General features: G+C 44.0%; 20 protein-coding genes and 2 pseudogenes. 10 read left to right on the top strand and 12 right to left on the bottom strand.

Annotated features, from left to right (window positions below; genetic code table 11):
- Positions 1 to 13 precede the first annotated feature (13 nt).
- The 4 genes and pseudogenes from QA442_RS20385 to QA442_RS20370 form a co-directional block, all read right to left on the bottom strand.
- Positions 14 to 1,433: pseudogene (locus tag QA442_RS20385) on the bottom strand (MDR family MFS transporter).
- A 19-nt stretch (positions 1,434 to 1,452) separates the two neighbouring features.
- On the bottom strand, positions 1,453 to 2,331 hold the full coding sequence (locus tag QA442_RS20380; RefSeq protein WP_095432803.1) for a TetR/AcrR family transcriptional regulator: 879 nt from the start codon (positions 2,329 to 2,331) through the stop codon (positions 1,453 to 1,455).
- Between the two features lie 163 nt (positions 2,332 to 2,494).
- Complete coding sequence (gene nfsA, locus QA442_RS20375; protein WP_014662779.1) at positions 2,495 to 3,244, bottom strand: oxygen-insensitive NADPH nitroreductase; 750 nt, start codon at positions 3,242 to 3,244, stop codon at positions 2,495 to 2,497.
- A 16-nt stretch (positions 3,245 to 3,260) separates the two neighbouring features.
- The gene (locus tag QA442_RS20370) at positions 3,261 to 3,548 is read right to left on the bottom strand and encodes a putative quinol monooxygenase (RefSeq protein WP_014662780.1); all 288 of its coding nucleotides are present in this window, start codon (positions 3,546 to 3,548) and stop codon (positions 3,261 to 3,263) included.
- A gap of 140 nt (positions 3,549 to 3,688) precedes the next feature.
- Here QA442_RS20370 and QA442_RS20365 point away from each other — a divergent pair, with 140 nt between their 5' ends.
- Positions 3,689 to 4,003 (top strand): ArsR/SmtB family transcription factor, encoded by a 315-nt coding sequence (locus QA442_RS20365; RefSeq protein ID WP_003234476.1) that lies wholly within the window; start codon positions 3,689 to 3,691, stop codon positions 4,001 to 4,003.
- Position 4,004: 1 nt separating this feature from the next.
- On the opposite strand, the gene gabR is transcribed toward QA442_RS20365, so the two are convergent.
- Complete coding sequence (gene gabR / locus QA442_RS20360) at positions 4,005 to 5,444, bottom strand: MocR-like transcriptional regulator GabR (RefSeq protein ID WP_095432785.1); 1,440 nt, start codon at positions 5,442 to 5,444, stop codon at positions 4,005 to 4,007.
- A 105-nt stretch (positions 5,445 to 5,549) separates the two neighbouring features.
- Here gabR and gabT point away from each other — a divergent pair, with 105 nt between their 5' ends.
- Both gabT and gabD read left to right on the top strand, forming a co-directional pair.
- Entirely contained in the window at positions 5,550 to 6,860 is a 1,311-nt protein-coding gene (gabT, locus tag QA442_RS20355) for a 4-aminobutyrate--2-oxoglutarate transaminase (RefSeq protein ID WP_095432784.1), read from the top strand.
- A gap of 68 nt (positions 6,861 to 6,928) precedes the next feature.
- Entirely contained in the window at positions 6,929 to 8,317 is a 1,389-nt protein-coding gene (gene gabD / locus QA442_RS20350) for a succinate-semialdehyde dehydrogenase (protein ID WP_095432783.1), read from the top strand.
- Between the two features lie 99 nt (positions 8,318 to 8,416).
- Here gabD and QA442_RS20345 read toward each other — a convergent pair.
- The 4 genes and pseudogenes from QA442_RS20345 to QA442_RS22285 form a co-directional block, all read right to left on the bottom strand.
- Positions 8,417 to 9,564: pseudogene (locus QA442_RS20345) on the bottom strand (IS3 family transposase).
- A gap of 179 nt (positions 9,565 to 9,743) precedes the next feature.
- The gene (locus QA442_RS20340; RefSeq protein ID WP_095432782.1) at positions 9,744 to 11,501 is read right to left on the bottom strand and encodes an ATP-binding cassette domain-containing protein; all 1,758 of its coding nucleotides are present in this window, start codon (positions 11,499 to 11,501) and stop codon (positions 9,744 to 9,746) included.
- Between the two features lie 292 nt (positions 11,502 to 11,793).
- Positions 11,794 to 12,378: a hypothetical protein gene (locus QA442_RS20335; protein ID WP_095431768.1), complete on the bottom strand. Its 585-nt coding sequence runs from the start codon at positions 12,376 to 12,378 to the stop codon at positions 11,794 to 11,796.
- On the bottom strand, positions 12,368 to 12,901 hold the full coding sequence (locus QA442_RS22285; RefSeq protein WP_095431767.1) for a MauE/DoxX family redox-associated membrane protein: 534 nt from the start codon (positions 12,899 to 12,901) through the stop codon (positions 12,368 to 12,370). Before QA442_RS22285 ends, QA442_RS20335 begins: the two co-directional genes overlap by 11 nt.
- 356 nt (positions 12,902 to 13,257) lie before the next feature.
- Between QA442_RS22285 and glcU the strand changes: the two genes are divergently transcribed.
- Positions 13,258 to 14,121 carry a glucose uptake protein GlcU gene (glcU, locus tag QA442_RS20330; protein ID WP_014662784.1) on the top strand — a complete coding sequence of 288 codons (864 nt, stop codon included), beginning with the start codon at positions 13,258 to 13,260 and terminating at the stop codon, positions 14,119 to 14,121.
- A gap of 19 nt (positions 14,122 to 14,140) precedes the next feature.
- Positions 14,141 to 14,926 carry a glucose 1-dehydrogenase gene (gdh, locus tag QA442_RS20325; protein ID WP_095431766.1) on the top strand — a complete coding sequence of 262 codons (786 nt, stop codon included), beginning with the start codon at positions 14,141 to 14,143 and terminating at the stop codon, positions 14,924 to 14,926.
- Between the two features lie 44 nt (positions 14,927 to 14,970).
- Here gdh and QA442_RS20320 read toward each other — a convergent pair whose 3' ends face one another.
- From QA442_RS20320 to cutR, 3 genes are read right to left on the bottom strand one after another with little or no spacing between them, the layout of a single operon-like run.
- Positions 14,971 to 15,585: a YcnI family copper-binding membrane protein gene (locus QA442_RS20320; RefSeq protein ID WP_095431765.1), complete on the bottom strand. Its 615-nt coding sequence runs from the start codon at positions 15,583 to 15,585 to the stop codon at positions 14,971 to 14,973.
- Between the two features lie 13 nt (positions 15,586 to 15,598).
- Positions 15,599 to 17,224 carry a copper transporter YcnJ gene (gene ycnJ / locus QA442_RS20315; protein WP_095431764.1) on the bottom strand — a complete coding sequence of 542 codons (1,626 nt, stop codon included), beginning with the start codon at positions 17,222 to 17,224 and terminating at the stop codon, positions 15,599 to 15,601.
- 34 nt (positions 17,225 to 17,258) lie between these two features.
- Positions 17,259 to 17,831: a copper uptake transcriptional regulator CutR gene (gene cutR / locus QA442_RS20310; RefSeq protein WP_095431763.1), complete on the bottom strand. Its 573-nt coding sequence runs from the start codon at positions 17,829 to 17,831 to the stop codon at positions 17,259 to 17,261.
- Between the two features lie 164 nt (positions 17,832 to 17,995).
- On the opposite strand from cutR, the gene QA442_RS20305 reads away from it, so the two are divergent.
- From QA442_RS20305 to QA442_RS20285, 5 genes are all read left to right on the top strand, one after another.
- Positions 17,996 to 18,349: a hypothetical protein gene (locus QA442_RS20305; protein WP_003246726.1), complete on the top strand. Its 354-nt coding sequence runs from the start codon at positions 17,996 to 17,998 to the stop codon at positions 18,347 to 18,349.
- A 173-nt stretch (positions 18,350 to 18,522) separates the two neighbouring features.
- Positions 18,523 to 19,959 (top strand): PTS mannitol transporter subunit IIBC, encoded by a 1,437-nt coding sequence (locus QA442_RS20300; protein WP_095431762.1) that lies wholly within the window; start codon positions 18,523 to 18,525, stop codon positions 19,957 to 19,959.
- Positions 19,960 to 19,983: 24 nt separating this feature from the next.
- Positions 19,984 to 20,415: a PTS mannitol transporter subunit IIA gene (locus tag QA442_RS20295; RefSeq protein WP_095431761.1), complete on the top strand. Its 432-nt coding sequence runs from the start codon at positions 19,984 to 19,986 to the stop codon at positions 20,413 to 20,415.
- A gap of 1 nt (position 20,416) precedes the next feature.
- A complete protein-coding gene (locus QA442_RS20290) occupies positions 20,417 to 21,538 on the top strand; it encodes a mannitol-1-phosphate 5-dehydrogenase (RefSeq protein ID WP_095431760.1) in 1,122 nt (373 codons plus the stop codon).
- Between the two features lie 93 nt (positions 21,539 to 21,631).
- Positions 21,632 to 22,696 (top strand): tartrate dehydrogenase, encoded by a 1,065-nt coding sequence (locus QA442_RS20285; protein WP_095431759.1) that lies wholly within the window; start codon positions 21,632 to 21,634, stop codon positions 22,694 to 22,696.
- Positions 22,697 to 22,754: the final 58 nt, after the last annotated feature.

Here is a 22,754-nt window from a genome sequence, read left to right as displayed (position 1 = left end):
CAGGGCTGTTTTTTTAGCGTGCCGGCTGCTGTTCGGCAGGGCGCTGAGGTTTCTTTAGTGTGAATGAGAGAAGGAAGCCGACAAGTGCTATGACGGCAGCCACAATAAAAGCGGCGTTCATGCCGTGCAGGGCGGCGTGCTTTACATTTGTCGTGCCTGCATGTGCCGCCTGGTTGCTCATCACGGAAACCAATAGCGCGGTTCCGATCGAGCCGCCGACTTGGCGAATCGTGTTGTTCATCGCCGTTCCATGCGGAATCAGGTGGCGCGGCAGCGCATTGATGTTAAGCTGTTGTCACCGGCATCATGATCATGGCGGTGCCTAAGAGACGAACGGTGTATAAAACGACAATCCAAGCGAGTGACGTATGATCAGTCAGCTGCATAAACGGCAGTGATGTCAGGAAGATGATGCAGAAACCGGCAATCGCCAGCCCTCTTCCGCCGACACGGTCAAAAACTCTGCCGATAATCGGCGACATGAAGCCCATCACAACGGCTCCCGGCAGAAGCATAAGCCCTGTATCAAAAGCTGTGACGTTTCTGACGTTTTGTGTATAAAGCGGCAGGATGGTTTCCGTACCGATCAATAATGCAAAGACAAGGGTTCCCAGCAGTGTTGTTAAGCTGAAAACGCCAAACGTGAAGACGCGGAATTCCAGCATCGGTTTTTCAAGCTTCATTTGTCTTGTGATAAATAAGAGCAGCGCGATGACACCCACCAGCAGTGAAATCAAGACGGTTGAACTGGTCCAGCCGTAAGAGCCGACGCTTGAGAAGCCGTACAGAAGGCCGCCGAATCCAAATGTTGAAAGGATCACTGATAAAATATCAATCTGTGTTTTTCTTAAAGTCGTCACGTTTTTCATCAGGATGCTGGCAAGAATCAAATCAATCACAGCAAACGGAAGAATAATATAAAACAATGATCTCCAAGAGAAAGCTTCGACAGCCCATCCGGAAAGAGTCGGTCCGATCGCAGGCGCGAATGAGATGACCAATCCAACCATACCCATAGCCTGGCCGCGCTTTTCAATCGGAAAGATTGTCAGGAATACAGTCTGCATGAGCGGCATCATAATGCCGGCTCCGGCCGCTTGAATGATACGAGCCGTCAGCAGAACCGGGAAGTTCGGCGCGAATGCCCCGACAATCGTTCCGGCGGTGAAAATGCTCATTGCTGTGATGAGCAGCGCCCGGCTTGTGAATTTCTCAATTAAAAACGCAGTGATCGGAATTAAGATCCCGTTGGTTAACATAAATGACGTGGTCAGCCACTGTGCTTGGTTGGCATCGACATTGAAATCCCTCATGATATGGGGGAGGGCGGTAATCAACAATGTTTGATTTAAAATCGCCACAAACGCTCCGGCTAACAAAATGCCGACAATGACAGAACGGTTAAAAGGTTTCGGTTCAATACTTGTGTCCAATACATATCCCTTCTTTTCTCTAAGTAATTAACAGTGTTTTTAACATGGAAACGGGCTGTGTTAAAACACCGGTTTGTTCCAGATAGCCAATCAGTGATTTGAGTAAAAAAGCGCGGGGTTCTTCCTTCTTCGCTTCTTCCTCCAGCATGGCGGCTGCGGATGTCAGTTCATCTACGTTATAGTCCGCGGCAGGCAGGGAAGAGATGCCTTTATGTAATTCCTTCAGGCTTTCCGATAATAGGACTGACTTATCCTTTGGCTTGTAGGAGGATGCCGAATGAATATAAAGATCGATGGCTTCGGGCGGAAGAAGAGACTGATGGGTTTCCCTGTTTCTGACAATCTGATTGAGGGTGCTGATGATAAACGCTGCGATCGGGTCAAGCTCAAGCGGTTTTTCCTCGATTTTGATCAGCATTAAAAACTCACGCATCATGCCGTGAAGAATGATGACCAAATCCCACACAAACGGGAGAATGGTTTCTCCATACGCCTGGATCAGCGAATCACGGTGCCAGCAGATAATCGTCGATCTGGTCTGATGGATATGCTGTTTGACCCGGTCATTATGCAGCTTGGGATTTCCGTAGGTCAGCATATTGAAAAACTGCTGATTCCGCCTGAAGCCCTCCAGTTCCATTTTGACCTTTTGCGTCAAACGCTCCTCCGGTGTAAGTGCGGTATTTTCCTGAAGTCTTGAGGCCGCGGCCACCATTTGCTTCTGGTTAAATGACAGTAGCTCCAAAAGCAGGTCTTCTTTAGATTGAAACAGCTTATATATCGAAGCTTTTGACATCTTACATTCTTCTGCGATCGCCTGCATGGAAACCGACGTAAAATCCTTTTCCGAAAAAAGCTTTCGCGCGGCTAACAAGATATCTGTTTTTTTATCAAGCATCTCATGGCTTCCTTCTTTCTTGAACATTAGAAAACCCATTGGTTCACAGAAAACCAATGAGTAACAATGAAAAAATTTTACCAAATAAACAAAATAGAAGTCAATGGATTTTAACCGGGTAAATGAAAGGCCTGCCGGAAAATCCGACAGGCCGGGTGAAGGCTTATTTTTCAACCTTAAATCCTTGTTTTTCAAGCATTTCACGGATATGCGGATAGTACAGGCGCTCATAGTAGGAAGCGATGCTCTGTGACCAGTTTCTTGTTTCTTTTCCGTTTGTCCGTTTATTCATGTATTCAGACATCTGTTCGTCGTATGCCTGAATGTGAGACGTCAGCTCATCCTGGTTCAAATAAGTTTCCTGATGATTGACTGCTGCCTGCGGGAGGCGCGGTTTTTTCGCGGAACGGTCAGCAGGATGCCCAATGACAAGTCCTGACAAAGGGAACACGTATTTCGGAAGCTCAAGCAGTTCGATCAGCTCTTGAGGGTTTCCGCGAACCGCGCCGATCGGAACTGTGCCAAGTCCGAGTGACTCAGCGGCTGCTGTTGCTGTGCCGAGGGCAATACCAGCGTCTACTGCCCCGACAAGAACAGATTCCAATCCATTTGTGATTTCCATTTTGAAATCATGCAGATCTTCAAGCGCGATTTTGGCCCGGTTAAAGTCTGCGCAGAACAGCAGGAAAACAGGGGCTTGATCGATCCATGGCTGGCCGCCTGCCAGCTCAGAGATTTTCTTTTTGCGCTCTTTATCCTGCACTGTGATCACAGTCACTTGCTGCCCGTTGATAGAAGAAGGGGCTGCTTGCACCGCTTCAATGATTTGGTCCAATTGCTCTTGAGCTACAGGTTCATCTGTGTAGCTGCGAATTGAGCGGTGGTCTGTTAATGATTTAATCACTTCATTCATATGAGACACCCTTTCTTTACTCGCTAAGCTCTGTTCGGACAACATCAAGAGGCGCGCTCAGCAGTTCTTTTGCTTTTGCGACAAACCCTTGGAAGTGTGCAGTTTCATTGTGGGATTTCATCGCTGCTTCACCTTTCCATTGTTCAAGCATGACAAATGTATTTTCTTCGCCTACTTTTTCAAATAGGTCGTACTGCGCGTTGCCTTCCTCAGCTCTTGAATGCTGAACAAGCGATTGCGCCTCGCTCAAAAATTCCTCGCGTTTTTCTGGTTTTACTTTCATGTAAGCTTGTAATACGATCATTCTAATCTCCTCCATCGTTATGCTGAATTTATTGTTCGAATTTCATCGAACTAACTGTACCATGTAATCTACATGAGGTAAAGGAAAAACCCTTAATTAGTAAAATTGTCATTCTAATTGTTGTGTGATACATTTGTGTCATGAACATTCCAAACCATCCAGAAACAGAAACATTGCAGCTGACAAAGGTTCTTCATGCACTTAGCGATCCGCTTCGTTTAGAGCTGGTCAAGCAATTAGCTGAAGCGAAAGAAAAAACGTGCAGCACCTGTGCGGATGTGCAGGTTGCTAAATCGACTTTGTCGCATCACTTTAAAGTTTTGAGAGAATCAGGCATCGCGCAAGTTCGGATAGAAGGAAAGCGCCGGTATTACTCGCTTCGCGCTGAAGACCTTGAAAAGGCATTTCCGGGCCTGCTTGAAGCCGTGCTGAATGTAGACCAGGACCGCTGGTGAATCAATCCCCTGTAACGGGGATTTTTTTATGTCCGTAAACAGCTTTGAAAAGCCGCTGCACACCCTCCTGAATATCCTCTTCCTTCAGCCGGGCAAAGCCAATAATGAGTGCTGGCCTGCCTGTTTGCCGCTGGTTTTTCTTCAAGTTAAACCGGCTCATACCGAATATTTCAAGCTGCAGGCCGGCGGCATGTGAGAGGATGTCTTGTTCGGTGCGGCTGGTATCAAATTCGGTAACAAAGTGCAGCCCCGCATTTGCTCCTTTAACGGTAACTGCTCCGCAGAACCCTGCTTCTAAAGCGGTGATCAGGCGTTCTCTCTTTTCTTTATAATGCTGCTTCATTTTTTTTATATGCTTCTGATATTCGCCAGACTCGATAAATTCCTGCAGGGTGAGCTGCGTCAGTGACGAGCAAGTCTGCAGATCATAGCCCCGCTGTTTGTATGTCCTCAACAGCTCAGGCGGCAACACCATATAGCTGATCCTCAAGCCGGGGAGAAGGGACTTCGAAAACGTTCCCATATAGATGACATTTTGAAAACGATCTAAGCTTTGCAGTGCCGGTATACTGTCTACATCATATGTAAATTCACTATCATAATCGTCCTCAATGATGTATCGGCGCGGCTTCCCGGCTGCCCAGTTCAGCAGCTGAATTCTTCTGGATACAGGCATAATCGTTCCGGACGGAAACTGATGCGACGGGGTCGTCACCAGCACATCAGGCTGCTGTCTGGTGATTTCAGCAATCGACATGCCTTTTTCATCCAGAATGATCGTTTTTACTTGTTTTCCGGCATTCCTCAAAAGCTGGTACATGCGCCTGTAGCCAGGCTCCTCCATCGCATACACGGCTTCCTTGGGCAAAAGCTCAGTCAACAGCTGCATGAGCACCTGTGTGCCTGCCCCTATGATTATTTGTTCCGGCCTGCATTTTACACCCCGCGTCAGAGAAATGAGCCTGGTAATGGCCGCTCTCACTTCATATATCCCTTGCGGATGCGACATCTCGCCGAGCGTGCGGTATGAGCGGGAGGCCGCTTTTTGCTCGCAGCGAAACCAGCTTTTGATCGGAAAATGGTCTGTATCGGAGCTCATGTGTGAAAACGAAATCCAATCGCTCTGATCAATGTGTATCTCTTTTAGGTCATCGGGCAGTGCATATGGAGTATGCTCCTCGGCGGAAAACATGTCTAGCTCCTCCACGAAGAAACCCTTTCGCTCAATGGCGTACAAATACCCCTCAGCCAGCAGCTGCTGATAGGCTGAATTCACTGAATTTACGCTGACCTTCAGATTTTCAGCCAGCTCCCGCTTGGAGGGAACCTTCGAGTGTGGCAGCAAATTGTGGCTGAGGATTTCTTTTTTCAGCTTTTGATAAATTTGCTGATAGATATAATCAGCTTGTTCTGAACGATCGAGTGTAATCGTGATATCCATTTGCAGATTCTCCTTCTGATACCATCCAAAAGTTATAATTGGTACTTTTCATCATACCAAAGAGAAGTCAGAATGATAAGAAAATAACGACAGGGGGATATTCACATGAGTCAAACAACAGCAAGCATCACAACTGCACAATGGCAGCAAAAACGAGATCAATTTGTGTCAAAAGGTGTGAGCAACGGCAACCGCAGTCTGGCGGTCAAAGGAGAAGGGGCTGAGCTGTATGATCTGGACGGCCGGAGATTTATTGATTTTGCAGGCGCCATCGGAACGTTAAACGTCGGACACTCTCATCCGAAGGTGGTTGAGGCTGTGAAGCGGCAGGCGGAGGAGCTGATTCACCCAGGCTTCAATGTCATGATGTATCCGTCTTATATCGAATTAGCCGAAAAACTGTGCGGCATTGCACCGGGCGATCACGAGAAAAAAGCGATTTTTCTTAACTCAGGGGCGGAAGCGGTCGAAAACGCTGTGAAAATCGCCAGAAAGTATACAAAACGTCAAGGGGTTGTCTCGTTTACCCGCGGGTTTCACGGGCGTACGAATATGACGATGAGCATGACAAGCAAGGTAAAACCTTATAAATTCGGTTTCGGGCCTTTTGCGTCAGAGGTTTATCAAGCGCCGTTCCCTTACTATTATCAGAAGCCGGCCGGCATGACTGATGAAAGCTATGACGACATGATGATCCAAGCGTTCAATGATTTCTTTATCGCTTCCGTTGCGCCTGAAACGGTAGCGTGTGTCGTGATGGAGCCGGTGCAGGGAGAAGGCGGATTTATTATTCCTTCGAAACGCTTTGTGCAGCATGTTGCTTCATTCTGTAAAGAACACGGCATTGTTTTTGTTGCTGATGAAATTCAAACCGGCTTTGCCAGAACTGGCACTTATTTTGCGATTGAGCACTTTGATGTAGTGCCTGACCTGATCACGGTGTCTAAATCGCTTGCGGCTGGCCTGCCATTAAGCGGTGTGATCGGCCGTGCGGAAATGCTAGATGCGGCAGCGCCAGGCGAGCTAGGGGGCACGTATGCCGGCAGCCCGCTCGGCTGCGCGGCGGCTTTGGCTGTCTTGGTTATTATTGAAGAAGAAGGGCTGAATGAGCGATCTGAAGAAATTGGCAAAACCATTGAAGGCAAGGCGTATGAGTGGAAACAAGAATTCCCGTTCATCGGTGACATCCGCAGACTCGGGGCGATGGCGGCAATCGAAATCGTCAAGGATCCTGACACGCGTGAGCCTGATAAAGCAAAAGCAGCAGCGATTGCTGCCTATGCGAATCAAAATGGATTACTTTTGCTGACAGCGGGAATTAACGGTAATATCATCCGCTTTTTGACACCGCTTGTCATCTCAGACAGCCTTTTAAATGAAGGGCTAAGCATCCTGGAGGCGGGCCTGCGAGCTTAATCATTGGAAAGAAAACGGCTGGGTCTGCTATCATTTTAAGTAATCATGAAAAGAAAGGAATGTTCAATATGCCTAATCAATTAACGGTCTACAACCCGGCTACGGGCGAGGAGATCAAAACGATCCCTCAGCAATCAGCCAAAGAAGTAGAAGAAGCCATTGAACGTTCACATCAAGCGTTTAAAACGTGGTCTAAAACATCAGCGAACGAAAGAGCGTCTCTTTTGAAAAAATGGTATGAGCTGATTGTTGAACATAAAGAAGAACTTGCAGATTTAATTACAAAGGAAAACGGAAAACCCTATCAGGAAGCAGTCGGAGAGGTATTATACGGCGCAGGCTATATCGAATGGTTCGCAGAGGAAGCGAAGCGTGTGTACGGAAGAACGGTCCCCGCTCCGACAACGGGTAAACGAATTGTGGTCACACGCCAGCCTGTCGGTCCCGTTGCTGCTATCACGCCTTGGAATTTTCCGAATGCGATGATTACACGCAAAGCGGCGCCTGCTCTTGCTGCGGGCTGTACATTTATCATCAAGCCGGCGCCGGACACACCGCTGTCTGCTTATGAGCTTGCGCGCCTCGCATATGAAGCGGGTATTCCGAAGGATGTTCTTCAGGTTGTGATCGGCGATGGAGAAGAAATCGGAAATGTGTTCACAAGCAGTCCGAAAATCCGCAAAATCACGTTCACAGGATCAACACCAGTAGGGAAAATCCTCATGAAAAACAGCGCGGACACTGTGAAACACGTTTCAATGGAACTCGGCGGACACGCCCCGCTGATCGTAGATGAAGATGCGGACATTGACCTTGCCGTTGAACAGGCGATGGCGTCCAAATACCGGAACGCCGGGCAAACATGCGTATGTGCCAACCGCCTGATCGTTCATGAATCCATCAAAGATGAATTTGCTGCGAAACTGAGCGAGCAAGTGTCTAAGCTGAAAGTCGGAAATGGACTTGAAGAAGGCGTCAATGTCGGCCCGATCATCAACAAACGAGGCTTCGAAAAAATCGTCAGCCAAATAGATGATGCGGTTGAAAAAGGCGCGAAGGTTATTGCTGGGGGCACATATGACCGAAACGATGACAAAGGGTGCTACTTTGTGAATCCGACAGTGCTCATCGATGTCGATACGTCCATGAACATCATGCATGAGGAAACATTCGGCCCGGTCGCCCCGATCGTCACGTTTTCTGATATTGATGAAGCGATTCAGCTTGCCAACGATACACCGTATGGCTTGGCTGCTTACTTCTTCACAGAAAACTACCGCCGCGGCATCTATATTTCCGAGAATCTAGAGTATGGCATTATCGGCTGGAATGACGGCGGACCGTCAGCGGTTCAAGCGCCATTCGGCGGAATGAAAGAAAGCGGCATCGGCCGTGAAGGCGGTTCGGAAGGCATCGAGCCGTACCTTGAAACAAAATATTTGTCCATCGGTTTGTAAAACTTAATATGTTATGAAAATGCGAATGAAAAGCGAAAACAAAAAACCTTTGTCGTAAGGGACTGACCCCCGTTTTTGAGACAGGGATCACAACACCTTTTATACAGCCAACTGCCGATGTTTATCGGTGATTGGCTGTTTAGTTTCATTTGAATACGAGTGTTGTTATATTAATGAATGTATTCTTTGACGGTGCGTTCTACGATGTCGGTCGTAGTACGACCAATGCTGTTCAGATAGAACGTTTTAAACTTTAATGGGGAATGAAACGATTCAATGGTGGCATTATCAGTGGGCATCCCTTTGCGGGACATGCTCATGGTAATGCCTTTTGTTTTAACAGCTTTCTGATACTCTTAAGATGTATACACAGATCCTTGGTCACTATGTAAACGCAGTTCACAGGCAGTGTTGGCAACTGATCAAGTGTGTTTAGAACAAAATCTGTGTCCTGTTTATCTCCAATCGTAAAAGCAATCACTTCTCCATTGTATAAATCCAATATATTGGAAAGGTGCAATTATTTCTGTCCAAGGCAAATACGTGATGTCCGTTACTAGTTTTTCTAGAGGACGATCAGACTGAAAATTCCGATCCAATATATTATCGATCACGGCATATGGACTACCCATTCTTCTTATGCTTTTTCACCTTAACCCGGCACTGCCACTGATTTTCCTGCATAATACGTTGAACCGTTTTATGGTTGATACGCATTCCCTTTTTTTAATATGGCTGTGATTTTCCGATATCCATATCGATACTTGTGCTGTTCGCACAACGTGCCGTTTTGTTTTTCCAAATGGCGCTTGGGATGATCTTTCGTCAGATTCTTCTTCTAACGATAATAAGACGCACGTAAGATACCTAAATGAATACAGACATCCTGCACGGTCATTGTGCTGTGCAATACTTCTACAAGTTCGACTGACGTTTCGCTATCAACTTCCTTTTTAATTCGTTGTACTTTTTTAAAACTTCATTCTGTTGTCTCAGTTAACGAATCTCTTCCTGCAGTTTCTCTAATTCGGAAGAATACTCCGAACCTTTACCGTAAGTGTATTGCTTACCAACAGGCTGTTCAAATCGATGTTTATCACCAGCCTTATACCATCTGACCATGTCTTAATCTACGTATTATTTTTGATATTCAACTCCTGCATGATCTCTTTCATAGGCAAGCCTGCCAATCTCATTTCTACAGCCTTCTGTTTCACTTCAACCGGATAACTCACTCTTGTCCCCATAGAAAAAACACCTCCAAGTCTAATTTTGGATAACAATCATCCGTATCCAAACTTGAAGGTGTTTTTATTTGTCTCATCTTATGGGATCAGTCCCGTAAATTCAAAGGCTTTTGTTTAAATTATTTTCACGTAAAGAATTTTTATTCAAATGATGCTTCTAAGACAACAGAAGTTGAATGTCATAACTTAAGATATCCATCTTGAGTTTGAGATGTATACAACTTATTGTAGTATGAACTTGATTTGATTAGCTCTTTATGTGATCCAATGTCAGTTATTTTACCATCTTTCATAACTATTACTTTGTCAACTAAAGTACATACATTTAAACGATGAGTAAGTATAATAATGGTTTTATCTTTGTCTTCTTTAAACAAATTCTTATAAATTTTATTTTCTGATATGGGGTCTATTGCGGATGTGGGTTCATCCATAACCATTATATTAGAATCCCGATAGTATAATCTAGCTAAAGCAACTTTTTGCCATTGCCCACCAGATAAATCAATTCCCTCTTCAAAAGAAGGATCAAGCACCGTTTTTAGTTTTAACGGTAATTTTTTTGCAAATTCATTAACTAAGCTTTTTTCTAAAGAATAAGTTAAATCAGGATCAATTTTTCTCATATTACCTAAATATACATTTTCCTCTAGAGAATATGGATATTCTATAAAGTCCTGAGCTAACCAGCCTATTTCTTTTCGTATCGTGTCTTGATTATATTCTTGTATTTCTCTACTGTCATAATATATACTTCCATCATAATTATCATATAGCCCTATTAAACATTTAATTAAAGTGGTTTTGCCAGACCCATTAAACCCAACAACTGCAACTTTTTCACCTTTTAATATTTCTAAATTGACATTTTTTAAAGAGTAGGATTCTGAGTTAGAGTATCTAAAACTTAAATCTTTTACACGAATACTATGTTCTAATTTATCGAAATTAATTTTCTTAGTGCCAGTCGATTCTTCCTCTTCCTTATTTAATATATTGAAATATAGAGGAAGGTAAATTATAGTTTGATGCAAGTTTGTTAAAGAACCGACTATCTGATGAGAAAAGCCTTGGAATTGTGATATTGCTTGAATTAGCAACATAAATGTTCCAATTGGTATATTAGGCCAATTGGAAATAATGAAAATGATTAGAATAACCAATTGCAAAATTTGAGTACCAATCATTAAAATTTGAACTAGAAATTCTCGTTTATTGTTAAGCCTTCGTTCAGGATTTACTGCTTTCCAGTAATATTTACTCCACTTGTTTATTAAATAAACGCCAACTTGAAACATTTTTATTTGAACAACTGATTCTCTGTTTTTTAACAGATCCCAAATTGTATCTTTTTTTCTTTTTATTTCACTAGTTTTATTCAAAATGGCTAGTTCTTCTTTATTATACAACCTTGACATAAGAAAATTAATGACGCTGATAATTACTAATAAAGTAACGATCGACCAGTGCAAATTCTTAAGGATTACAATTAATCCAGTTATGGATAAAATACCTTTAAATAGCTCTATAATATCAATTAATAAACGAGTCCCCATCAAAGGGATTACTTGGGAAACTTGTAGGATATCATTATATATTGTGGAATTATCTAAAGTGGAAGTCTTAATCTTACCTACTTTATTAATTAATTTTAATTCAAAATGGTACGTGAATTTGTAGTCTAAATTATTTTCGATGATGCTATTGATCAAAGAAAGTATCTGAATGCTAATATATAAGATTGCTTGAAAAATCAATAACCAGATAATCTTTGAAAAATCAGTCGAATTTGAAATGTTATTGCCTATCTCCTCAGTAACTGTAAGTGAATAGATAGGGAGTATAGAAAGCATAACAGAAAACAAAAGGAGAATAATCAAACTAAGTTTTGATATATGAAAGTAAATTTTAATAATTTTAAAAACTTTTCTAAACATTTTTAACCTCTTCAAAACGAACTAATAGTTTAAATTTGTTAAAGTGGAATTAATAAGTGAAATTAAATAAAAAAGAAAGACTTTAAAAGTCTTTCTTTTTTATTTATGCTTTGATACAAGGTTTAGCTGAGCATTTAGGCATTGCAACGATTACAGATTCACCCTTTTTGCAACCCCAAACCTCAGTATAACGGTAATATGAATAACCTACAAGATGGTTACATTTTGAGAAGTTATAAACACATCTATTTTTTGTTTTACATGCCATTGTATTCACCCCCTTTCATGATACTCACATTTTATTCCAAGTTGATAAATCACGTAAGACATCAATATTACCATGATACGTACCTAACGATCGACCTTCATAATCGATAGCCATAATTAATGGAAATTGATTGAATTTCAATTGTTCAAGTGTATCAACAGAGCTAATATAGTGAGTTATTCCTGGCAATTCTTCGATCACACTAAAATGTCTATTTCTATCTTTGTCAGGAATAACATTAGCTTCTGGAGGCATAAATGATAATACAACTATATTTTCATTCATGTTTCTTAAGTTATAAATAGAAAGGTCCTCCAGCAACTTTTGACATTCACCACAGCCGACTGCTGTAAATAAAAGAAAACCACCTTGTAAGGTATTTGAAGGGATTGCAGTTTCTTTGTAATTTACAGGATCAATAATCGTAAATTCAGGAATAATATCGCCTTTTTTAATTCCTTGATCTGTTACCTCATGAAGTTCTATTTTTTTCTTAATTGATAACCCAGTTTCATTCTTTTGCAATAGATTAGTTATCTTCCACATCAAATACAAAATTATAATTAATAAAAGCATTATTATAAGGTTGAAAATCAGATCAATCTGCATTTAAATCCCACTTTTCATCTAATAAATTATGAATATTCCGAGCGATAATAAAACCTGTAAATAAAAAAAAGATTCCTAGTTCTAGTAATATGAAATAGTATACATTTACTGTATTTGTTTTGGTGGGAATAATTAGTATAGCGGAAGATAAGAGCAGTAAGCTCAAATTTCTGAGAATGGTTTTTTTTCCAATAAAACTGCTTCCAAGAATTCCTCCACAACTACATTTTATAATGTTTTTTTTCTTTAAATTAAATGAAATTAATAATGTAAATACTAACAACAGAATTGATATTCCAAGTGCTCCAATCCATCGCGTCGATTGAAAAAATAATAATAATGATAAAACTAACTCTGCAGCAATGACAAATATAGAAAAAGTTAAAATGATTCGTGAATTATTAATTTTAGTAAAGGAAAAAACTGTTTTTTTAAAATTTGTGAACTTCATTATTTTTGAAAAACTCGTACTTATAAATATATTTGCCAGGAGTAAACGAAAAACTAAGGAGATACTTATCATTCTATAACAAGCCTCTTTTCAATCTTATATATGGAAATGGTAACTATTTCTTCTGAAAGGTATCATAACATCAGACGGATAGATTTACAATATATTTCATTATTTTTCATGTAATATACTTAAACGCTGATTTGTTGTTTGTCTTGTTAAGTTTTTTACCATAGACTAACTATTTAAAGTGAACTGAAATTATTATTATTTAAATATTTTTTTGAAAATAAATTATTACTGCAGCTTGTTCTTGGGATTTTGATTCGATTGTTAAAGATGGTTAAAAAATGTTTCTTTAGGCGAATAATCACAACAATTCCAGCCAAAATAACAGCAAATACATTTTGAAAGAAGGTTCCCCAACAATGGATTTATTATTGGCTCTTCTCCCAGCTTTGTTTTGGGGGAGCATTGTTCTCTTCAATGTGAAATTAGGCGGCGGGCCGTACAGCCAGACACTGGGAACGACGATCGGGGCGCTCATTGTTTCTATCGTGATTTACTTTTTTGTTCAGCCCGTTCTGTCACTTCGCATCTTTATTGTTGGAATCGTATCCGGCTTATTTTGGTCACTTGGACAGGCCAACCAGCTGAAAAGCATTCAATTGATGGGCGTATCTAAAACAATGCCGATTTCCACAGGAATGCAGCTCGTTTCCACCTCGCTGTTCGGTGTGATCGTGTTCCGCGAATGGTCAACACCGATTGCGATTACGCTCGGCGTTCTCGCTTTGATCTTTATCATTGTGGGAATCATTCTCACGTCCTTGGAAGATAAGAATGATAAAAAAGAAGGCGAGCCAAGCAATTTGAAAAAGGGCATTTTGATTCTCCTCGTCTCGACTCTTGGTTATTTGGTTTATGTAGTCGTAGCTAGATTGTTCAATGTGTCCGGCTGGTCCGCGCTGCTGCCGCAGGCAATTGGCATGGTGGTCGGGGGGTTAGTTTTAACCTATAGACACAAACCCTTTAACAAGTATGCAATCAGAAATATTCTCCCAGGCTTAATCTGGGCAGGCGGAAATATGTTTTTGTTTATTTCTCAGCCGCGAGTTGGCGTTGCAACGAGCTTCTCCCTTTCACAAATGGGAATTGTCATTTCTACGCTCGGGGGTATTTTCATCCTGCGTGAAAAGAAAACGAAACGTCAGCTAATAGCAATTGCAATCGGGATTATCCTGATTATTGCGGCCGCCGTCTTCTTGGGTATCGCGAAATCAAATTCATAACAAATGGAGGAAGATGTATATGTATCCGGATTTAAAAGGAAAAGTCGTTGCTATTACAGGAGCTGCATCAGGGCTTGGAAAGGCAATGGCCATCCGCTTCGGCAAAGAGCAGGCAAAAGTGGTTATCAACTACTATAGTAATAAACAGGATCCAAACGAGGTAAAAGAAGAGGTCATCAAGGCGGGCGGTGAAGCTGTTGTCGTCCAAGGAGATGTCACGAAAGAGGAAGATGTAAAAAATATCGTGCAAACGGCAATTAAAGAGTTCGGCACACTCGATATTATGATTAATAATGCCGGTCTTGAAAATCCTGTGCCGTCTCACGAAATGCCGCTTAAGGATTGGGAAAAAGTCATCGGCACGAACTTAACGGGTGCCTTTTTAGGAAGCCGTGAAGCGATTAAGTACTTCGTAGAAAACGATATCAAGGGAAATGTCATTAACATGTCCAGTGTGCACGAAGTGATTCCTTGGCCGTTATTTGTCCACTATGCGGCAAGTAAAGGCGGGATAAAGCTGATGACAGAAACATTAGCGTTGGAATACGCGCCGAAGGGCATTCGCGTCAATAATATTGGGCCAGGCGCGATCAACACACCAATCAATGCTGAAAAATTCGCTGACCCTAAACAGAAAGCTGATGTAGAAAGCATGATTCCAATGGGATATATCGGCGAACCGGAGGAGATCGCCGCAGTAGCAGCCTGGCTTGCTTCGAAGGAAGCCAGCTACGTCACAGGCATCACGTTATTCGCGGACGGCGGTATGACACAATATCCTTCATTCCAGGCAGGACGCGGTTAAACAAAAAAAGCGACCCAGACATCACATCTGGATCGCTTTCTTTATTAGGCGCGTTTTTTCTTAACAAGCGCTGCTACAGATAAAATAATGGCAGCCGCGGACAGCACAATCGCTGTAATGTCTAGAGCTGAAGAACCTGCGTTTTCAGAATCATCTTCTGTTTTCGTGGCGCCGTGCTCATCTGTCACTTGTTTTGCAGAAGTGATCTTTGTAATGGAGTGAGGTGTATCGGCATTCTCGTCACCTGTCCATTCAACAATGCTGCCGTCCTTATAATATTGATATGCGTCCCAAGCGGCTTCCTCCGCTTTGTCAGGGTTTTTTGCAACAAAGGTAAACTGCTGGAACTGTCCTTCCTGAATACCGCCGCCAGTCGCTTCCCACGTCACGGACACTGATTTGTCATCATGTTTTTGGGTGGAAACCTTCCAGCCTGGAATTGGCTCGTACTGCTGGAATTCAACATCCTTCGGCATTTTGAGGACAACCTTCGTTGTCGGTTGATTTTTCTCGGAAGGAACCTTCATTGTATACGTTTCCCAAGAGCCTGCAGCAGATTCAGCCGGTTTTACAGAAACATGCGCGCTGGCAGGAGCCGTAAAGAATAAGAGAGAGCCGACAATAGCCGGACATAGTGTCAATGCGATTTTTTTCAACAACGTAAACACTCCTTTAATTGGTCTTTGTAAACATGATATTGATTTCGTTAAAGTCACCGGTCAGTCCGTGGACTTTGATCTTCCAGTTTCCCTTCTCATTAATGGACAGGTTTTCATCCTGGAAGACGCCTTTTGTTTTCTCTTTTAATTGAAACGTGCTTTTGTTTTCGCTGCCTGACAGCCCTGTTTTATAAATGGTTAACGTGATTTGCTGGATGTTTTTCACCGGATCTCCGTTATGGTCGGTGACTCGCAGCTCAAAAACATTTTTCCCGGGCTGGTTTGGGCTGATGCTGAGTGAAACGCTTTGTCCGTTCTCAATCGCTTTGGTTTGGTAGAACGGTTCCGGCTGCGGCTCAGGCGGGCTTGGCAGGCTTGTAAACACAGCAGCTGTGATCAATACAGCAATGCCGATTGCCCACTCCGCTTTCAACGTTCGGCTGATTCCTGTGCGGCGCTGCTTTCTGGTGAGAAGAAAATGAATCGCGCCTAAAACCAGCATGAAAACAAACAGCCCGCTTTTCACTAAAAGTGCTTGGCCATACGCTGTATGGAACAGTGAATCCATTGAACGAATGATGAAAAATCCATTGAGCAAGCCTGAAAACAAAATGACGCCGACTGCAGTGAGTGCCCATGGGGAGAACCGGCTTACCGTTTCCCATGCGAGCGTTTTGTCAGGCTGCCTCCATTCTTTTGAGAGCAGCAAAACGAGTGCCGCAATTCCGCCGACCCAGATGGAAGCGGAAGATAAATGAAGGAAATCCATCAAAATGCCCACTGTTTTTTCTTCAACGACAGCCGCATGCCCTGTAAACGCCTTGGCAAGCAGGAGACCGAAAAAGAAAATGAGCGGCGCAGTCCAATAGCCAAAAGATGAAAAGCGGTTTTTCCGTATTGCAGGGATTACAGACAGTGCGAGCAGCACGAACAGTGCGGCCTGTATAATCCAAATTGAGCCGCCTGCTGTCTCAAACAGTGTTTCTCTGATGTAGCCCGGCTGGAATGCGCTGCCCCAGCCACCGCCTGCGTTCGCTTTTGTTTGAATCGGAAGCTGAAGCAAAAGCGCCAGACCCAATGCTGCGATCGAGACGATCAGGATACGTCTCGTCCGTTTCACGAGCTGTTCTGGTTTCCCTTTATACCAGAAAAGATGGAAGAAAACCGTTCCGATAAACAGAGATAAGGCTGTATACAGAATCGCGCGATCTGCGGCTGTTCCCGGATTCAGCGCTGAAACGGATGCTTTTTGGCTGCTGAATCCGCCATCCGCTTTCCCGATACTGAACGGAATGACGCCGGAAACCGGATGCCCGTCCGCGGATACCGCATTCCATTCCGCTCTGTACACATCATGAGGCAGATTCTTTTTTAGCTTCGCTGTCATGATGTGATTGTTGTCTTTTTTGATTTCCGTCTTGTCCATATCCACCCGGTCGCCGTTTGAATTATAGACTTTAATGTAATGAAACCCTTCTTCAACAGGTTCATTAAATTCAATCTCCACCTGTGCAGGCGCGGTTTTTAATTCGCTGTTTTCCCCAGGTGAGGATTTGACAATATAGGCGTGAGCAAAGCTTGTTTTCGGCAGGAAAACAAGAAAAAGCAGCAGGATGATCCACCATCTGTTTCGCTTCATCACTCAGACACCACCTTCCGCTGTATGTGTTGTGTTATTTCTTGGTGCAGGTGCAGCGTTTCTTTCTGTCTTTGAGCATGTCTTCCAGCGCTTGGTCGAAAGTGCGGACGGCGCCGCCGAATCCTGTTTGAAATCGTTCGGCATGATCGAGCGTCGCAAACGGAATGGCCTGCGGCTGGCAGCAGTGCAGGTTTAATTCAGCATTTACGACGAAATAAGCCGAACCGGCACTGACGGTTGTGTGTAACAGAAAATCTCTGCAAATCAAGTGTGAAACCTCTTCCGTTTTATCGGCGTAACGCAAAAATGCACAATGTGCGCAGCATAGCTGTTCAATGTCTTGGTTTACCGTAATCAGCTGAACCGAATGAGCTTGATTGACTGGCTTCAAGCAATAGCTGCACATATGATCTGTTTGAGGTGTTCGGACGGGAAGCGTGATACCGCCGGCTGTTTTAATGACTTGATTTGACTGAACCAGCTGATTGACATCTCTATATACCGTCATTTCCGAAACGCCGAACCTTGCGCTGATGTCAGAAATTCTAAGCGATCCTTCTTCTTTCAGCCACTTTAGTATGTGTTGCTGTCTATTAATCGGAAGCATGCATACACCCTCTTCATTAAGATCTATTTAAGCGTAGAGGATTTTAGAGACGGAGACAAGTAAGTGGATGATAAAAAATGTGAAAATGTGTTGAACAGAAACAAAACGTAACAGAAGGGACTCTGGTATAATAGACAGATGGAATAGAAAGTGAGGAATACCCTATGAAAGAAACACCATGCCCGAACTGCGGCAAACCTTTGACAGGCGATATGGTCAGATCATCAAATGTGCCTTGTCAATTTCGCTGCGGCCACTGCCGGGAACGGCTTTATGAATATAAAGTTTCAGCTCCGATTATGCTGGTATCATTAGCGGCTATCGTGCTGCTTATTTACCTTTTGATGCTCCTCCGCAATGCGGCAGGCTCAGTGCTGCCAGCTGTACAGCACGTGCCGATGGCTGTATTTGCGCTTGTGTGCGCGTATCCCGTTTTTATTGTGAGTGAGCGGATGATTGCAAAGTACGTGATTCAAAACGGCAACATTATTTATAGAGGAAAAAGAAAAGGCTCCTGATATCAGGAGCCTTTTTATTTTTAAAAAATTGTCACAGTCATGTGCCAAAGTCCTCTTTACTTTCAATTGTATAGGGGCTGTAAGCGTTTTAACATAGAGTCAAAGGGAAGGCATCATTCTCTAAACATATCTTTGTATTTTATAGCGACAAACAAAACAGGGAGGGTTTATATATGCAGCAGCAAGAACAGCAGCAAGGCGGCATGAAAGTGAAAGTGCAGCGCTTTGGGAGTTATTTGAGCGGAATGATCATGCCGAACATCGGCGCGTTTATCGCGTGGGGCATCATTACCGCGTTGTTTATTCCAGCAGGATGGTTTCCAAATGAACAGCTGAATACGCTTGTCAGCCCGATGATCACGTATTTACTGCCGCTTTTGATAGCGTATACAGGCGGAAAAATGATTTACGACCACCGCGGCGGAGTCGTCGGGGCGACAGCGGCAATCGGGGTGATTGTCGGGTCAGATATTCCAATGTTTCTAGGCGCAATGATTATGGGGCCGCTTGGCGGATACCTCATTAAACAAACTGATAAATTGTTCAAGGATAAAGTCAAACAAGGCTTTGAAATGCTGATCAACAACTTTACGGCAGGGATTGTCGGCGCGGCTTTAACGATTCTCGCGTTTTACGCCATCGGCCCGGTTGTCCTGACACTAAACAAATTGCTGGCGGCTGGTGTGGAAATCATTGTACACGCGAATTTACTGCCGGTAGCCAGTGTTTTTGTAGAACCGGCGAAAGTGTTGTTCCTCAACAACGCCATTAACCATGGAATCTTAAGCCCGATCGGAATCGAGCAAGCATCTCAAACAGGAAAATCAATTTTGTTTTTAGTGGAAGCAAACCCTGGACCGGGGCTCGGCATTTTGCTGGCGTACATGTTCTTCGGTAAGGGATCTTCAAAATCAACGGCTCCCGGTGCGGCGATCATCCATTTCTTCGGCGGGATTCACGAGATTTATTTCCCGTACATTTTGATGAAACCGGCCTTGATTCTCGCAGCCATTGCCGGCGGAGCAAGCGGACTTTTAACATTCACGATCTTTAATGCCGGACTTGTCGCAGCGGCGTCACCGGGAAGCATTATCGCATTGATGGCGATGACGCCAAGAGGAGGCTATTTCGGCGTATTGGCGGGTGTATTGGTCGCTGCAGCTGTATCGTTCATCGTTTCAGCAGTGATCCTGAAATCCTCAAAAGCAAGTGAAGAAGACCTGGCTGCCGCAACAGAAAAAATGCAGTCCATGAAGGGGAAGAAAAGCCAAGCAGCCGCTGCTTTAGAGGCGGAACAAACCAAAGCGGAGGAAGCGTCTGAGCTGTCTCCTGAAAGCGTAAACAAAATAATCTTTGCGTGTGATGCGGGAATGGGATCAAGTGCCATGGGGGCATCCATCTTAAGAAACAAAGTGAAAAAAGCAGAGCTTGACATCAGTGTGACCAACACGGCCATTAACAATCTGCCAAGCGATGCGGATATTGTCATCACCCACAAAGATTTAACAGACCGCGCGAAAGCAAAGCTGCCGAACGCGACACACATATCAGTGGATAACTTCTTAAACAGCCCGAAATACGATGAGCTGATTGAAAAGCTGAAAAAGTAATCTTATAGAAAGAGAGTGATACTCATGCAAGTACTCGCAAAGGAAAATATTAAACTCAATCAAAAGGTATCATCAAAAGAAGAGGCCATCAAATTGGCGGGCCAGACGCTGATTGACAACGGCTATGTGACAGAGGATTACATTAACAAAATGTTTGAACGTGAAGAAACGTCTTCTACGTTTATGGGGAATTTCATTGCCATTCCACACGGCACAGAAGAAGCGAAAAGCGAGGTGCTTCACTCTGGAATCTCAATCATTCAGATTCCAGACGGTGTTGAGTACGGAGAAGGCAACACGGCAAAAGTGGTATTCGGCATTGCGGGTAAAAATAATGAGCATTTAGACATTTTGTCTAACATCGCCATTATCTGCTCAGAAGAAGAAAACATTGAACGCCTGATCTCCGCTAAAAGTGAAGAAGATTTGATCGCCATTTTCAACGAGGTGAACTGACATGATCGCCTTACATTTCGGTGCGGGAAATATCGGGAGAGGGTTTATCGGCGCGCTGCTTCACCACTCCGGCTATGATGTGGTGTTTGCGGATGTAAACGACACGATGGTCAGCCTCCTCAATGAAAAAAAAGAATACACAGTCGAACTGGCAGAAGAAGGACGTTCATCAGAGGTCATTGGCCCGGTCAGCGCGATTAACAGCGGCAGCCAGCCGGAGGAGCTGTACCGGCTGATTAATGAGGCTTCGCTTATCACAACAGCTGTCGGCCCGAACGTGCTGAAGCTGATCGCTCCATCTATCGCGGAAGGTTTAAGACGGAGAAGCGCTGCCAACACACTGAATATTATTGCGTGCGAAAATATGATTGGCGGAAGCAGCTTCTTAAAGAAAGAGATATACAGCCATTTAACGGAAGCAGAGCAGGAATCCGTCAGTGAAACGGTAGGTTTCCCGAATTCTGCCGTTGACCGGATCGTGCCGATTCAGCATCATGAAGACCCGCTGAAAGTATCGGTTGAACCATTTTTCGAATGGGTCATTGATGAATCAGGCTTTAAAGGGAATACACCAGTCATAAACGGCGCGCTGTTTGTTGATGATTTAACGCCGTACATCGAACGGAAGCTGTTTACGGTTAATACCGGACATGCGGTGACAGCGTATGTCGGCTATCAGCGCGGACTTAAAACAGTCAAAGAAGCAATCGATCATCCGGAAATCCGCCGTGTCGTTCATTCGGCGCTGCTTGAAACTGGTGACTATCTCGTTAAATCGTATGGCTTTAAGCAAACTGAACACGAACAATATATCAAAAAAATCATCGGGCGCTTTGAAAATCCTTTCATTTCGGACGATGTGACCCGCGTAGCGAGATCGCCTCTCAGAAAATTGGGAGAGAATGATAGACTCGTAGGCCCGGCAAAGAAAATAAAAGAGCCGAACGCACTGGCGGAAGGAATTGCCGCAGCCCTGCGCTTCGATTTCACCGGTGACCCTGAAGCGGTTGAACTGCAGGCGCTGATCGAAGAAAAAGGATACAGCGGCGTACTTCAAGTGGTGTGCGGCATTCAGTCCCATGAACCGCTGCACGCCATTGTTTTAAAGAAACTCAATCAATAACCAACCACCACCCGTGACACAATGTCACGGGCTTTTTTTACAATCTCGCTATCTAGTATAATAGAAAACGCTTACGATAACAGGGGGAGGAGAATGACGATGAAACAATTCGAGATTGCGGCAATACCGGGAGACGGAGTAGGAAAAGAGGTTGTAGCGGCTGCTGAAAAAGTGCTTCATACAGCGGCTGAGGTGCACGGGGGTTTGTCATTCTCATTCACGGCTTTTCCATGGAGCTGTGATTACTACTTGGAGCATGGCAAAATGATGCCTGAAGATGGAATACATACGCTTACTCAATTTGAAGCCGTTTTCTTGGGAGCCGTCGGAAATCCGAAGCTGGTTCCCGATCATATTTCGTTATGGGGGCTGCTGCTGAAAATACGGAGGGAGCTTGAGCTTTCCATTAATATGAGACCAGCCAAACAAATGGCGGGCATTACGTCGCCGCTTTTGCATCCAAATGATTTTGACCTCGTGGTGATTCGCGAGAATAGTGAGGGTGAATACAGTGAAGTCGGCGGGCGCATTCATAAAGGCGGTGATGAAATCGCCATCCAGAATGCCGTGTTTACAAGAAAAGCGACAGAACGTGTCATGCGCTTTGCCTTCGAATTGGCGAAAAAACGGCGCGGCCATGTGACAAGTGCGACAAAGTCTAACGGCATTTATCACGCGATGCCGTTTTGGGATGAAGTCTTTCAGCAGACGGCCGCTGAGTATAGCGGAATTGAAACGTCATCCCAGCATATTGATGCGCTGGCCGCTTTTTTTGTGACGCGTCCGGAAACGTTTGATGTTATTGTGGCGAGTAACTTGTTCGGTGATATTTTAACCGACATCAGCTCGAGCCTGATGGGAAGCATCGGCATTGCGCCTTCTGCGAACATCAATCCATCCGGCAAATATCCATCCATGTTTGAACCGGTTCACGGCTCGGCTCCTGACACTGCCGGACAGGGCCTTGCCAATCCAATCGGCCAGATTTGGACAGCGAAGCTGATGCTTGACCACTTCGAGGAGGAAGAACTGGGGGCAAACATTCTGGATGTAATGGAGCAAGTAACTGCCGACGGCATCAAAACACGCGACATTGGGGGACAAAGCACAACGGCTGAGGTCACTGATGAAATCTGTGCGCGTTTAAGAAAGCTCTGATGAAACAGGCCGGGGAAGTTGGCTGCCCCGGCCTGTCCATTTGCTTACGAAAATTTCC

The organism is Bacillus stercoris (assembly GCF_029772985.1).
In the GTDB taxonomy this organism is placed as follows: domain Bacteria; phylum Bacillota; class Bacilli; order Bacillales; family Bacillaceae; genus Bacillus; species Bacillus stercoris.
Note: the sequence above shows the minus strand (reverse complement) of the source record. Positions and strands in the feature narration are given on the sequence as shown.